Annotated in this window: 9 protein-coding genes; 2 read left to right on the top strand and 7 right to left on the bottom strand. The window is 45.0% G+C overall.

The window, feature by feature from the left end:
• Positions 1–21: 21 nt before the first annotated feature.
• From ABUA31_RS03635 to ABUA31_RS03645, 3 genes are all read right to left on the bottom strand, one after another.
• Positions 22–1,587 carry a glutamate synthase subunit beta gene (locus tag ABUA31_RS03635; RefSeq protein ID WP_349818446.1) on the bottom strand — a complete coding sequence of 522 codons (1,566 nt, stop codon included), beginning with the start codon at positions 1,585–1,587 and terminating at the stop codon, positions 22–24.
• Positions 1,588–1,589: 2 nt separating this feature from the next.
• Positions 1,590–6,137 (bottom strand): glutamate synthase large subunit, encoded by a 4,548-nt coding sequence (gene gltB / locus ABUA31_RS03640; RefSeq protein ID WP_015533222.1) that lies wholly within the window; start codon positions 6,135–6,137, stop codon positions 1,590–1,592.
• A gap of 334 nt (positions 6,138–6,471) precedes the next feature.
• Positions 6,472–8,802: an LCP family protein gene (locus ABUA31_RS03645; RefSeq protein WP_349092944.1), complete on the bottom strand. Its 2,331-nt coding sequence runs from the start codon at positions 8,800–8,802 to the stop codon at positions 6,472–6,474.
• Positions 8,803–9,006: 204 nt separating this feature from the next.
• On the opposite strand from ABUA31_RS03645, the gene ABUA31_RS03650 reads away from it, so the two are divergent.
• Together ABUA31_RS03650 and ABUA31_RS03655 are read left to right on the top strand one after the other, a co-directional pair.
• Positions 9,007–9,735, top strand: coding sequence for a glycosyltransferase (locus tag ABUA31_RS03650; RefSeq protein ID WP_015533224.1), 729 nt, complete (start codon positions 9,007–9,009; stop codon positions 9,733–9,735).
• A 63-nt stretch (positions 9,736–9,798) separates the two neighbouring features.
• Complete coding sequence (locus tag ABUA31_RS03655) at positions 9,799–11,022, top strand: UDPGP type 1 family protein (RefSeq protein ID WP_015533225.1); 1,224 nt, start codon at positions 9,799–9,801, stop codon at positions 11,020–11,022.
• A 57-nt stretch (positions 11,023–11,079) separates the two neighbouring features.
• Here the strand turns inward: ABUA31_RS03655 and ABUA31_RS03660 are convergent, their stop codons facing one another.
• The 4 genes from ABUA31_RS03660 to gatB are packed head-to-tail and all read right to left on the bottom strand — an operon-like array spanning position 11,080 to position 15,015.
• Positions 11,080–11,292: a toxin-antitoxin system HicB family antitoxin gene (locus ABUA31_RS03660; protein ID WP_022217155.1), complete on the bottom strand. Its 213-nt coding sequence runs from the start codon at positions 11,290–11,292 to the stop codon at positions 11,080–11,082.
• Between the two features lie 30 nt (positions 11,293–11,322).
• Positions 11,323–12,069 carry a glycosyltransferase family 2 protein gene (locus ABUA31_RS03665; protein WP_022217156.1) on the bottom strand — a complete coding sequence of 249 codons (747 nt, stop codon included), beginning with the start codon at positions 12,067–12,069 and terminating at the stop codon, positions 11,323–11,325.
• Between the two features lie 31 nt (positions 12,070–12,100).
• Positions 12,101–13,582 (bottom strand): sugar transferase, encoded by a 1,482-nt coding sequence (locus tag ABUA31_RS03670; RefSeq protein WP_022217157.1) that lies wholly within the window; start codon positions 13,580–13,582, stop codon positions 12,101–12,103.
• A 2-nt stretch (positions 13,583–13,584) separates the two neighbouring features.
• Positions 13,585–15,015: an Asp-tRNA(Asn)/Glu-tRNA(Gln) amidotransferase subunit GatB gene (gene gatB, locus ABUA31_RS03675; RefSeq protein ID WP_022217158.1), complete on the bottom strand. Its 1,431-nt coding sequence runs from the start codon at positions 15,013–15,015 to the stop codon at positions 13,585–13,587.

Consider the following 15,015-nt stretch of genomic DNA (forward strand, 5'->3'; position numbering starts at 1 on the left):
CGAACCAAATACGTCTATCCTTTACTGTAGATTAGTGTATCCGAGCAGCAGCTCTTCTACTGCCATGGCGGCCTCGCGGCCTTCGCGGATGGCCCATACGACCAGTGACTGGCCTCTGTGCATGTCTCCGGCTACGAATACCTTTGGAACATTTGTTGTATATGAGTTTGGACATGGAGTCTTGACATTTGTTCTCTCGTTGAGTTCCACGCCAAAGCTCTCTGCCACATATGTCTGACATCCGAGGAATCCGGCTGCGATGAGTACCACATCACAGTCAACGATATACTCGCTTCCCTCTATCTCTGTCATAGTCATTCTTCCTGTCTCAGGATTCTTCTTCCAATCGAGCTTCACACACTTGGCTGCCTTGACATTTCCGTCCTTGTCCTTGATGAATTCCTTGACTGTAGTCTCATATATTCTAGGATCATGTCCGTATACTGCTATTGCCTCCTGCTGACCGTAGTCTGTCTTGCAGATCTTCGGCCATTCTGGCCATGGATTGTCTGGTGTTCTTGTATCAGGTGCCTTTGGCATCATCTCAAGCTGTGTAACGCTGACAGCGCCCTCACGGACTGCTGTTCCCACACAGTCATTTCCTGTATCACCACCACCGATGACGAGAACATTCTTGCCTTTACAGTTCACGAACTGCTTGTCAGCAAAGCCCGAATTTACAAGGCTCATTGTCGTAGTCTTGAGGAAATCAACAGCGAAGTAGATTCCCTTTGCATCCCTTTCAGGTGCTTTTATATCTCTTGGATTGGCTGCACCACAGGCAAGCACAACTGCGTCGTATTCCTTGAGCAGATCCTCAGCCTTCACATACTTGAGGTTCTTGTTCTTAAGATAACCTGTCATCTGATCATCCTTCGGACACACAGCCTTCGCAGATGCCTTTCCGGTTGCAACCTCTGTGTTCAGTACGAACTTTATTCCTCTCTTCTTCATGACATCTATTCTTCTGTCTATGATCTGCTTCTCAAGCTTCATGTTTGGGATACCATACATGAGAAGTCCGCCCGGTCTGTCACTTCTCTCATACACAGTCACGTCGTGGCCTCTGCCGATCAGCTGGTCTGCCACGGCCAGTCCCGAAGGACCTGAACCTATGACTGCCACCTTCTTGCCTGAGTGAACCTTTGGCTGTTTATCATTTACAAGGTCATTTGCAAATGCATACTCTATGATGGCTCTCTCGTTCTCACGGACCGACACTGGATCACCGTTTAAGTTACAGGTACATGCCTTCTCACAGAGAGCCGGGCACACACGGCTTGTAAACTCAGGGAAACAGTTGGTCTTGCTGAGTCTTGCAAATGCCTGCTCAAGATTGTCGTTATAGAGCATATCATTCCACTCTGGGATCAGGTTGTTCAGCGGACAGCCCGATGTCATTCCGCATATGTTCATACCTGCCTGGCAGAATGGAACGCCACAGTCCATACATCTTGCAGCCTGCTTTCTCTGCTCATCACGGCTAAGCGGAGTGTGGAATTCATTGAAATTCTTGATTCTGTCCTTAGGAGCAAGCTCTGCGCTTGTCTTTCTCTCATATTCTAAAAATCCAGTTGGTTTTCCCATTCCTACTTACCTCCGTTCTTAACCTTGTAGAATGCTTCGATAGCTGCCTTCTCGCGGCTCAGGCCCTTCTCCTCAAATGCAACTATCATATTCATCATCTTCTTGTAATCCTTTGGTATGATCTTCTTGAACTTTGGAAGATATCCCTCAAAGTCCTCAAGAATCCTCTTGCCTATCTCTGAATTTGTATAATTTACATGATCCATGATGAGCTGCTTCAGCTCGCTCACCTCGTACTTGTCTGTCACAGCCTCTATGGATATCATCTCTTTGTTAAGTCTCTTGTACAGATCGTTGCCCATATCAAGTACATATGCGATACCACCGCTCATTCCGGCTGCAAAGTTCTTGCCTGTTGTTCCAAGAACTACTACTTTACCACCTGTCATGTACTCACATCCGTGATCGCCAACACCCTCAACGACCGCCGTGGCACCAGAGTTACGAACTGCAAATCTCTCGCCGGCAACACCGTTGATGAATGCCTTACCACTTGTGGCACCGTACAGTGCAACGTTTCCTATGATGATGTTATCCTCATGCTTGTACTTAACTGAACGAGGCGGATAAACTATCAGCTTACCACCTGACAGACCCTTGCCGAAGTAATCGTTGCTGTCGCCCACCAGCTCAAGTGTAAGTCCCTTTGGAATAAATGCTCCAAAGCTCTGTCCGCCGGCGCCGTTGCATTTGACGATGTATGTGTCCTCATCAAGTGACTCGCCGTACTTCTTTGTGATCTCTGAACCGAATATCGTTCCAACAGATCTGTCTGTGTTGACCACATCAAGCTCAACGCTCTTCTTCTGTCCCTTCTCAAGTGCAGGTCCAAGCTTCTTCATGAGAATTCTCATATCTACTGTCTTCTCAAGCTGGAAGTCATAGACATTCTTCTCGTGATACTTTACCTTGTTCTGTGGCATATCTATATAAGGATTGTTAATTATCTTATCAAGGATGACATTTCTCTCATCTGCTCTGTCGCTGCTCATGAGGAGATCTGAACGTCCAACCAGCTCATCGACTGTTCTGACGCCGAGCTTGCTCATGTACTCTCGAAGCTCCTCTGCTATGAACAGCATGAAGTTCTTCACGTACTCAGGCTTACCTCTGAATCTCTTTCTGAGTTCTGGGTTCTGAGTTGCTATTCCGACAGGACATGTGTCAAGGTTACATACCCTCATCATGACACAACCCATTGTTACAAGCGGTGCTGTTGCAAATCCAAATTCCTCAGCTCCGAGCATTGCAGCTATCGCAACGTCACGGCCTGTCATCAGCTTACCGTCTGCCTCAAGGATGACCTTATTTCTGAGATCATTCATGATAAGTGTCTGATGTGTCTCTGCAAGTCCAAGCTCCCAAGGGAGTCCTGCGTAATGGATGGAGTTGTTAGGTGCTGCTCCTGTTCCTCCGTCATAACCTGAGATCAGGATGACCTGTGCTCCGGCCTTTGCAACACCGGCCGCTACTGTACCTACACCAGCCTCAGACACAAGCTTTACTGATATTCTCGCATCACGGTTTGCATTCTTGCAGTCGTAGATGAGCTGTGCAAGATCCTCTATCGAATATATATCGTGATGTGGTGGTGGAGAGATAAGGCTTACTCCCGGTGTCGAAAGTCTTGTCTTTGCGATCCATGGATATACCTTTCCGCCAGGGAGATGTCCGCCCTCTCCAGGCTTTGCTCCCTGTGCCATCTTGATCTGTATCTCCTTGGCACTCACAAGGTATCTCGATGTAACGCCAAATCTTCCTGATGCTACCTGCTTGATGGCTGAGCATCTATTCTTGCCATCCTTGCCGATCGTAAGTCTCTCTATCGACTCACCGCCCTCTCCTGAATTGGACTTACCGCCCAGCTCGTTCATGGCGATGGCCATACACTCATGTGCCTCCTGTGATATACTTCCGTAACTCATGGCACCAGTCTTGAATCTCTTCACAATCTCGCTTGCAGGCTCGACCTCATCGAGTGGAACCGGCTTGTCAGCGAACTTGAAGTCCATGAGACCTCTCAGGTGGAATGGCTTCTGCTCATCGTGGAGCGCTGCTGTGTACTGCTTGAACAGCTTGTAATCGCCGCGCCTTGTAGACTCCTGAAGAAGATGTATAGTAACAGGATTGTACAGGTGCTCCTCCTTGCCGCTTCTGAACTTGTGTGCACCGATGCTTGTAAGGGCAAGGTTTGTGTTAAGTCCAAGCGGATCAAATGCTGATGAGTGAAGATCATCAACTGTCTTCTCAAGCTCCTTTATACCAGAACCGCCAACACGGCTTACTGTATTTGTAAAGTATCTGTCCACAACGTCCTTTGAAAGACCGATACACTCAAATATCTGTGATCCCATGTATGACTGGATCGTTGATACACCCATCTTGGATGCGATCTTTACTATTCCGTGGCATATTGCACTGTTGTAATCATCGACAGCCGCATTGAAATCCTTGTTCAGCAGATGCGAATCTACCATCTGCTTGATCGTCTCTATTGCCAGATATGGATTGACTGCACATGCACCATATCCGAGAAGTGTTGCAAAGTGGTGTACATTTCTTGGATCAGCACTCTCAAGGATGATCGCAACCGCTGTTCTCTTCTTGGTTCTTACCAGGTGCTTCTGCATAGCTGATACTGCAAGGAGTGATGGTATTGCAACATGGTTCTCATCCACACCTCTGTCTGAGAGGATGAGGATATTTACACCGTCCCTGTAGAGCTTGTCGGCCTCGATAAACAGTCTGTCGAGAGCCTTCTCCATGGATGTGTTCTTATAATAAAGAATCGGAAGTGTCGCAACCTTAAGTCCCGGTACATTCATATTCTTGATCTTCAAAAGATCCGTATTTGTCAGTATTGGATGGTTGATCTTCAGCACATGACAGTTCTCCGGCTTCTCCTCGAGGATGTTTCCGTCCTTTCCGAGATATACCGATGTGGATGTGACAACTTCCTCTCTGATCGCATCGATAGGTGGGTTTGTAACCTGTGCAAATAACTGCTTGAAGAAGTTGAACAGTGGCTTGTGGCTGTTCGAGAGAACTGCAAGTGGTGTATCAGTACCCATGGCACTGATTGCCTCTGCACCTTTCTCTGCCATAGGATATATGGTATTCTTGAAATCCTCGTAGGTATATCCAAATGCCTTCTGAAGTCTTGCTCTCTCCTCGTCTGTATACTCCTGAACTCTGATATTCGGAATCTTCAGATCAGCGAGATGTACAAGATTGCTGTCTACCCACTCTCCGTAAGGCTTTGCCAGCGCGTATTTCTCCTTGATCTCCTCATCAGATATAAGACGTCCATTCACTGTGTCGACAAGAAGCATCTTGCCAGGTCTGAGTCGGTCTTTCTTTACGATCTTGGATGGATCTACGTCCAGAACTCCGACCTCTGATGAAAGTACAAGGTAATCATCATCTGTGATATAGTATCTCGATGGTCTCAGTCCGTTTCTATCAAGAACTGCTCCCATGAGCTCACCGTCTGTAAATAATATAGAAGCAGGGCCATCCCAAGGCTCCATCATGGTTGCATAGTACTGATAGAAATCCTTCTTCTCCTGACTCATGGCTCTGTCGTTCTCCCATGGTTCAGGGATCGTGATCATGACAGCCATAGGAAGCGGTATTCCGTTGAGCACGAGGAACTCAAGACAATTGTCAAGTCTTGCTGAATCCGATCCATCCGGATCAAGAACAGGCATAACCTTGTACATCTCATCCTGCATGATGGTCGACTCCATAGTCTCCTCACGGGCGATCATCTTGTCCTCATTTCCTCTTATTGTATTGATCTCACCATTGTGGCACAGATATCTGTATGGATGAGCTCTGAGCCATGATGGTGTTGTATTCGTTGAAAATCTTGAATGAACAAGTCCTATGGCTGACTCATAGTCAGGATCCTGAAGGTCGTTGTAGAACTTTCTGAGTTCACCGACAAGGAACATTCCTTTATATACTATAGTCTTGCTGGAAAGTGATGGAACATACGTGTCATCATTGCTCTCCTCAAATATTCGTCTGACGAAGTAGAGCTTTCTGTCGAAGTCCATACCGGCCTTCACTGTCTCAGGTCTTCTGATGAATGCCTGCATGATGCATGGCATGACATCTATTGCCTTCTTGCCAAGGATTCCAGGTGTTGTAGGAACCTCTCTCCAGCAAATGAACTCCAGTCCTTCCTTCTCCACTATGACCTCAAACATTTTCATAGCCTGCTTGCGCGCCAGCTCCTTCTGTGGAAAGAAGAACATTCCTATTCCATAATCGCCTTCCTTTCCAAGGTCATATCCAAGCTCTGCTAAAGCCTTGGTGAAGAACTTATGTGATATCTGAAGGAGTATACCTACACCGTCTCCGGTCTTGCCCTCTGCGTCCTTTCCTGCTCTGTGCTCAAGATTCTCAACAATCTTGAGTGCATTGTTCACTGTGTCATGTGTCTTTATACCCTTGATATTGACAACGGCACCGATACCACAGTTATCGTGCTCAAAGCTTGGGTCGTATAATCCGGTATTCTCCGCTCTCTTATTCTCAATCATGTCCTGTTCCGTCCTTTCCATGTTTTTGTCATTCACAACGATATTTTGCTTTTAACTTTTGTTTCTCAAGTAAATATTGTTATTTTTGTGTTTTTCTCAAGTCGTTTATCGTTTTTGATATATTACTACCATTTACACTGTTTGTAAACAACTTTTTTCAATAAATTATCTGACAGTTTTCGATTAAAAAACAATGATCTGTAATGTATATACAATTCTTTATGTTGTAGCCTTTCTTTAAGCATCGGATGTCTCATATCCCAATGTCTCCGATGCATAAAAAAAGGAAGCCCCATATCTGAAGCTTCCTTGCTTAATTATTATGTTTAGTTTTTTATTCCTCGACGATCATTCCCTTTGGAGGAGTTGTTATCGTCCTAAGATCTCCATCCTCGTCGCTTCCATCTGATATTCCATCACCCGGAGCCTCCGTCGTCACCTTGACCTTCTGTGACTTAACACCTGATATGCTCTCTATATTGCTGCTTATCTGCTTTACTGTGCCTGATATGACGTATTTGTCAGCACCATACAGATATTCATGTAATGCCTCCACATTGGATTCCATATCAGCAGCCACAAGGCAGTTACCCTTGTCCGAGAGTTCCTTTGCCTCATATGCAAATGGGAATCCTGCGGTATCTACAACCTTATATCCAGCCACACTCTTGACAAGAGCATGTATATCGTCCTTGTTAAGACTTGTTGATATACATTTAAATGAAACATCAACAAATGAATCAAGTGAACCTGTGTCTGCGCTAAGCAGCTTGTCTATAACCTTCATGAGGACTATTCTCTGTCTCTCGGTTCTTGTTATATCTCCCTGGCCAGTGGATCGTATTCTTGAATATGCAACTGCCTGCTGTCCATCAAGAGTATACTCTCCTGCCTCAGTTATTCCTGATGAATATTTGCCTGACAGGCTTATCTGCTCTGCAAGGTTCTTATTGAAGTTGTTCACCTCTTCATCAATGACCTTGACATCAACGCCTCCAACAGCATCGATTATACTTGCCATTGCACTGAAATCAACTGCCACATAATCTGTGATATTCAGGTCGAGATTGGTATTCAGTGTGTTGATGGCTGTAACCGCACCGCCGAGCTGGTATGCGTAATTCACCTTCTGTGTGGTATCCATGGAACCGCTTGCTATCTCCATCAGAGTATCTCTGTATACAGATACAAGCTTGATCTCCTTGGTGCTCTCATTGATGCTCACTATCATTATACTGTCACTGTTAGTTCCTGCATTCATATTCGAATCTCTGGAATCCACTCCGTAGAGTGCAATGGCACGATATCCCTTGGTCGCATCCTTGACACCGTCATTGACAAGTATCTGATCTGCACTTATCTCATTGATATCCATCTCATTGTACTTCATTCTGGCATAATTCTTGACATATATTATACATATGAGTATAAACAGCGCAAGCAGGACAAAGAACGCTATCGCCCACACTCTTGTACTGATGTTAAGCTTCTTTCTCTCCGGATTGACAACCTTTGGATCAGCCTCATCGAGAAGGTTCTCCCTGAAGAACTTTTCGCTGTCTGACTCCTCGTCCTCCTCAGGCTCTTCCTCATCATCCTCAAGCTCCACTTCATCGAAGCCCAATGCTTTGCCTATGTCTCCAAGTCCCAGATCAGCCGTATCTGATTCCGAATAACTGAGCTTATCCTCATCAATATCCTTCTCTATACGCTCAAGCTCATCCATGTCCAGCATGTCATCTGTTCTTCGGGATGATACTGTCGAATCCTCTTCCACAGGCTCTGCCTCTGCAGCTTCCTCGACCTCATCGTCAAGGACAGGCTCCGTATTCTTCTCCAGAATATCTGCCGGCTCAGTCTTCTGTTCATGCTCTTCTACTGGCTGTGTGGCAGTTTCTACAACTTCCGCATCACTCTCCTGCGGCTCAGTGATCTTGTTATCTTCCTCAACAGGCTCTTCCTTTTTCTCAGCTTCTTTCATCTGCTGGCGGCGCTCAAGCTCCTGCTGAACCTTAAGCTTTCTTGCCTCTTCGCGGGCATTCTGCTCTCTCTCGAGCTCCAGCCTCTCAACCTCAGCCTTTGCCTTTGCAACATTTCTCTGGGTGCGTTCCCACGCCTCACGTCTAAGCTCCTCATGTCTTGTCTGCACATCTGTCTCAATATTGTCAACTTCTCTGAGCAGATTGTCCACAGATGAGCTTCCTGTGCTCTGTATACTCCTGCGTGGTCTCTGGGCAGCTTTTGAAGGTCTCTGCACGGTACTCTGATTGCTCTGTGTCCTCGGTACAGTGCCCTGTGTCCTCTTCACCGGACCTCTGTCCACAGCTCTGTCTGCTACAGGCTGTCCGGTCTGTCTCTGCTTTGCCCGGGCCTCACTCTTCACTCTTCTTGCCCTGCTGTCCTCGTGATAATACTCGTCATAATTCTCTTCCGGCTTCACAGGTCTGGAAATATTCTTCTGAGTCTTCTTCTCCGGCTTCTTTTCCGGTCTCTTATCAGCCTTTCTCTCCGGCTCAGGATCACGCCTTTTTTCTTTCTTCTTTTTATCCCCGAACAACAATGATCCTATCAATCCACCATCATCAAGATAATCATCATCGTCATCCAGCCAATCCATGTCCTCATCGTACCTGGATCTCATTCCATTTTTCTTCTTATTATCCATTGGAACTCCTTTTTCAAATATCTAAAAATGTCGTTACCTCGATTTATAATACATTATATTTTTTCCTTTTACAACATGTATTATATCTTAATTAGTATAAACACCTTCATATTAACACTATTTTATTTGACACATGATGTATAAAAAAGTATACTCGTATTAATAATGTCTAAATATCAATGCTTATTTTTTAAGGAGCAGGAAATGGATACTAACAATATTACTTTGTCGGTGGTTATGCCCGCCTACAATGAAGAACAGCACATCAAAGATAATCTTCTTGAGACTAGCCGAATACTCAGCCGTTTTCTTCATCATTATGAGATAATCGCTGTGAATGACGGCAGCAAGGACTCCACAGGCAAACTTATTGCCGAGGCAGCCGAAATGGATTCTCATATTGTAGATACAGGATATGATGTCAATCAGGGAAAGGGACATGCTATCACAACCGGAATTGCCAAAGCTTCCGGCAAATATATAGCATTCCTTGATTCAGACCTTGAACTGAGTCCATCTCTTCTCAAGCCATTTATGAAGCAGATGAGGGACACCGGTTCTGACATAGTCATAGGATCAAAGCTTCACCCTGAATCCAAGCTTGATTATCCTCCTATTAGAAGAGTCATGAGCTACAGCTATTATATTATGCTCAAAATGCTGTTTCATCTTGGTATCCATGACACCCAGACCGGTATAAAGCTTTTCAAAGCAGAAGTCATAAAGCCGATTGCCGAGAACCTTTCCATATCGGGCTATGCTTTTGATATTGAAATCCTTGTGGCTGCACACAGACAGGGATATTCGATATCCGAAGCTCCTATCGTCCTGAATTACAGCAGGGACGATGCATCAGATGGAAGAAGGATCAAGATCAAGGACATTTGGAAGGTATTCACAGACACTATTGAGATCAAGAAGAAATATCATTAATTTAGGGATTATACACGGATAGAGAAAATAAATACAAACTACACATTTATTAAGGAGATTTTTATGAATTACGAAAACGCTTACAAGCTTCTCGAAGAAAAAGGACAGCTACACTTATTAAAGTATTATGATACTCTCAGCGAGGCTGAACAGGCAGCACTCCTGAACCAGATCAGTGAAATTGATTTCTCACTTATCGATATGATCGGACACAATTCATCAGGAAGTGATTCTGATATCGCTCCCGTTGCAGCTCTCCAGATGGACAGCATTGCAGAAAAATATGATATATACAAGAACGCAGGCCTTGAAGCCATCAAAGCTGGCGATCTGGCACTGGTCCTCCTGGCAGGTGGTCAGGGCACCCGTCTTGGATTCTCCGGTCCTAAGGGAACCTTCAACGTCGGTGTCACCAAGGATATGTTTATATTCCAGCTTCTCATCGAGCACACCCTCGATATTGTGAAGATGGCAGATACCTGGATCCATTTCTTCATCATGACCAATGAGAAGAACCACGATGACACAACATCATTCTTCAAAGAGCATGACTACTTCGGTTACAATCCTGAATATGTTCATTTCTTTAAACAGGAAATGGTTCCTTCAGTGGACTTCAACGGCAAGATATATCTCGAGGAGAAGGGAAAGGTTGCCATGTCTCCTAACGGCAACGGTGGATGGTTCTCATCCCTCTGCAAGGCCGGCCACCTCGACAAGCTCACGAAATACGGAATCAAGTATATAAATGTATTCTCAGTTGACAATGTACTTCAGAGAATTGCAGACCCAGTATTCCTCGGAGCAGTTCTCACAGAGGGCTTCCTCTCCGGCGGAAAGGTTGTCAAAAAAGCATACCCTGACGAGAAGGTTGGCGTCCTGTGTACTAACCACGGAAAGCCATATATCGTCGAGTATTATGAACTCACAGATGCCATGCGTGATGAGCGCGATGCCAACGGCGATTACGCTTACAACTATGGAGTTACATTAAACTATATCTTCCCGGTTGACAGACTGATGAAGATCATGAATGAAAGTATGCCTCTCCACATCGTCAAGAAGGCTATCCCTTATGTCGGTGAGGATGGAGAGATCGTCAAGCCATCAGAGCCAAACGGCTACAAATTTGAGACACTGGCTCTCGATATGATCGCTTATATGGGAACATGTCTTCCATTTGAGGTCGACAGAGAGAAGGAATTTGCTCCTATAAAGAATGCTACAGGAAATGATTCTATAGACTCAGCCAGAGAGCTCCTCAAAAAGAACGGCTACACACTTTAATCCATGAATATATAACAAAATAACAGGTCGATGGTATATGCCATCGACCTGTTATTTTTATTCTGCCTCATTCTTCTGCTGTTTTTCTTTTTCTCTTCGGAATATCTCATCTATCGCTTCCCTGACAAGCTCTGACATAGATACCTGTCGCACCGCCGCACATTCACTGAGCTTCCGATGAGTATCTGTATCTATCCTAAGTCTCAGGATCGTATCTTTTCTCTTTTCCGTCGGCCTTCCCGGGCCTCTCTTCTTATTGCCATCCGTCATTTCTTTTCTCCGCCATATAATTTATTCCTATCAGAACAGATATTTTACAACACCATTTACCGCATAACACATGAAGTAAAAGCAGCTTCTTATAACTCCATATCCAACTTTTCTGTATACGGCAAATGTCTTTTTTGCAGACGACAGTTTTGAACCAGACTTACTGTTTCTCATCTGCCTGTATAATAGCAACGGCTCATTTATCGCAACCGAGCTTCCGTATTCCTTCAGTATCTGCAACCAGCAAATATAATCCTCATGGATATCGTCGTTGCCCATCGGATATCTGAGTGCAACCTGTCTGTCCATCACAACCGATGAACAATTGATCACATTTCCTCTGAGCAGCATCTTATAGGTGACCTTTTCAGGAACTCCGATCACTTTTCCCGTTCTGGATCCGTCTTCGTTCACAAGCTCCCTGGCCGTAGAACACAGAACCGCACCTGTCTGCTCCATAAGCTTCAACTGTTTAGCCAGTTTATCAGGCTGCCACTGATCATCCGAATCTATAAATGCAACGTATCTGCAAGTTGCAGCCGCAACCCCGCGGTTACGCGAAGCTGCAACTCCCATATTTTTTTCATTTCTGATGATATTCACACGGTCATCTTCCGCGTATCCATCAAGTGCTCCTGTCAGATCATCCGTCGAACAGTCATCAACTATTATGACCTCCACAGGAATCCCCTGCTTCATAACTGAATCCACCGCAGAATAAATGGTTCTGCTGCTGTTATACGCCGGAATTATCACCGATACTTTTTCTCCAGTCATCACACACACCTACATCGATATATATCGCTTATTATTTATCTGTTTTCTGCACAGTCTTTCCGAGGTCATAGAATGCATCCTCAGACTCATCAAGCCCTTCCGGCTTCACATTTACAGGTGAAGGTATCTGTACCTTCTCGCCATCCCTGAGTGCCGTGGTCATATTTGATGCGATTCCCTCTGATGTCTCCTTCTGGAACATGATCTTTACCGTCAGGAGCATCAGCTTGAGATCAAGCCATATTGAATACTGCTCATAATAGGTAAGATCCAGCTTAACCTTATCTCTAGGGGTTGTGTTGTATTTGCCGTAAACCTGTGCATATCCCGTAAGTCCGGCCTTCATCTTGAGTCTGTAGTCAAACTCAGGGAATGTCTTTTTATAAAGCTCGGCGATCTCCGGTCTCTCAGGTCTCGGTCCGACAAGTGACATATCACCCTTGAGTACGTTGAAAAGCTGTGGCAGTTCATCAAGATGCAGCTTTCTGAGCCATTTTCCCACAGGGGTTATTCTGTCATCATCCTTCTTTGCAAGCTGTGCTCCACCTGCCTCGGAGTCCATCTTCATACTTCTGAACTTGATGATCTTGAACACCTTGCCATTCAGTGTCAATCTGTCCTGCTTGTAGAATATCGGTCCTCTGTCATACAGCCATATCGCAAGTGCTGATATGAGCATAAATGGTGAAGCTATGACAAGCAGTATAAATCCACATATAACATCCATGATCCTCTTAATGATCATATCGTCACCGGTAAGTCCCTGATTTCGTGATAAGAGGATAGGCGTATCGAACAAATGAATAGGCTCAGCTCCTAATATGATTATGTCGGAAAGCTTTGGCACAACATACGATCTGATGGAGTGTTCAAAACAATACTTCACAAGCTCATTTCTTATATAAGCCTTTGTCTCGCAAATGATTACTCCATCGTACTGGAGTATCTTCTCCTTGATCGCCTGCTCGCCCTCGCTGACATGTATTCTGTCTTCTATTACATACTTGTCCTTACGGGCATTGATCTTGTCTATGAACTCTATCGGAGTCTTATATCCATATACCAGCAGCAGATGCCTTGGCGGATACATCTTCGCATACAAAAATCTACACGCAAATATCCAAATCAATATCACTATCGTTTCAAGCCCGGTTACCTTTAACAATGGTACCGGATTTACATAGTCACGACAGATTATACAGAGCTGCAGGTAACCAACTACATTGGCACACACGAGAGCCAGCAGCTGTGAGTAAACTATATCAAGCAGTCTGAAGAATCCGACTCTGTAACCACCATAAAGCTTGGTGAAAAGTATGATGATTATTCCATACATTCCGATAACTGCCCAGTTTCCTCTTCTCCAGAACGGAAGCGTAAGCGTTACCTCATAGTCCCGGTACCACATGAGTCCAAACAGCACCAGCTCCACAGCGATGAGTACACAGGCCTCACCCACTGTTATGAGACGTTTGTATCTGTCCCTCTTTCTAACTCTTCTGTTTTCTTCCATATTTATAGCATCTCCCTAAGCATCTTGTTGACAGATCCAGGATCTGCTTTACCCTTCATAGCTTTCATAACCTGTCCGACAAGTGCTCCGAGAGCCTTCTCCTTGCCGCCTCTGTAATCATCAACAGCCTTTGGATTGTTATCTATGGCTACCTGACATGCCTCCTTAAGTGCATTGTCATCCTGAACAGTTGCAAGTCCGTTATCCTTGACATACTTCTCAGGATCTATATTATCTGCAAATATCTTTTCGAACACTTCCTTTGCAACACCGCCATTGATAACCCTGTCATCAACAAGCTTGATGAGCTTCGCAAGATTCTCCGCTGAAAACTTCAGGTCTTCCGCATCAACACTGTTCTCCTTCATCAGTCTCATGGTCTCTCCCATGATCCAGTTGGAAACCTTCTTTGCAGGTGCTCCCAGTGCAATCGCGTCCTCAAACAGATCTGCCAGCTTCTTGGAGGCCGTGATGATGTCTATATCATAGTCAGGAATCGCATATTCCTCTTTGTATCTTATCTTCTTCTCGTCTCTGAACTCAGGCTGTGCATCCCTTACCTGCTGGAGCCACTCATCGCTGATGTGGATAGGTACAAGGTCAGGATCAGGGAAATATCTGTAATCCTGTGCATCCTCCTTGGATCTCATAGGATATGAATACTCCTTAGTATCATCCCATCTTCTTGTCTCCTGGACAACATTTTCACCAGACTCGATGAGATCGATCTGTCTCTCTCTCTCATTCTCTATGGCTCTGGCAATGGCCTTGAATGAGTTCAGGTTCTTGGTCTCTGTACGTGTGCCAAACTCCTCTGAGCCAACCTCTCTGATCGAAAGATTGACATCAGCACGCATGGATCCCTCATTCAGCTTACAGTCTGAAGCTCCGAGATACTGTATCGTCTCCCTGAGCTTTTCAAGATATGCTATTACATCCTCCGCAGATCTCATGTCAGGCTCAGATACTATCTCTATAAGAGGCACACCTGAACGGTTGAAATCCACAAGTGAGCTGTCTGTATATGGATCATGGACAAGCTTACCTGCATCCTCCTCCATATGTATCTCATGGATCCTCACATATTTCTTAACTCCGTCAACCTCTATCTCAACCTTACCATCCCTGCATATTGGATAGTAGAGCTGTGATATCTGGTAGTTCTGTGGGTTGTCCGGATAGAAATAGTTCTTTCGGTCAAACTTGCAATTCTGTGTGATAGTGCAGTTTGTTGCAAGACCAACCGCAATCGCTTTATTCACAACCTCTTTGTTAAGTACCGGAAGTGAGCCCGGCATTCCTGTACATACAGGACATGTATGTGTATTAGGAGCTCCTCCAAATGCTGTGCTACAGCCGCAGAATATCTTTGTCTTGGTCGCAAGCTCTACATGGACCTCAAGTCCGATGACTGTCTCATATGTCTTTGCCAT

This window comes from Coprococcus sp. RTP31081st1_H1_RTP31081_211007, assembly GCF_040227275.1.
GTDB lineage: Bacteria > Bacillota > Clostridia > Lachnospirales > Lachnospiraceae > Coprococcus > Coprococcus aceti.

Coding starts and splice junctions, on each gene's coding strand:
- ABUA31_RS03670 (WP_022217157.1), bottom strand. CDS start 13,582: ATGGAAGAAAACAGAAGAGTTAGAAAGAGGGACAGATACAAACGTCTC.
- ABUA31_RS03650 (WP_015533224.1), top strand. CDS start 9,007: ATGGATACTAACAATATTACTTTGTCGGTGGTTATGCCCGCCTACAAT.
- ABUA31_RS03635 (WP_349818446.1), bottom strand. CDS start 1,587: ATGGGAAAACCAACTGGATTTTTAGAATATGAGAGAAAGACAAGCGCA.
- gltB (WP_015533222.1), bottom strand. CDS start 6,137: ATGATTGAGAATAAGAGAGCGGAGAATACCGGATTATACGACCCAAGC.
- ABUA31_RS03660 (WP_022217155.1), bottom strand. CDS start 11,292: ATGACGGATGGCAATAAGAAGAGAGGCCCGGGAAGGCCGACGGAAAAG.
- gatB (WP_022217158.1), bottom strand. CDS start 15,015: ATGGCAAAGACATATGAGACAGTCATCGGACTTGAGGTCCATGTAGAG.
- ABUA31_RS03655 (WP_015533225.1), top strand. CDS start 9,799: ATGAATTACGAAAACGCTTACAAGCTTCTCGAAGAAAAAGGACAGCTA.
- ABUA31_RS03645 (WP_349092944.1), bottom strand. CDS start 8,802: ATGGATAATAAGAAGAAAAATGGAATGAGATCCAGGTACGATGAGGAC.
- ABUA31_RS03665 (WP_022217156.1), bottom strand. CDS start 12,069: ATGACTGGAGAAAAAGTATCGGTGATAATTCCGGCGTATAACAGCAGC.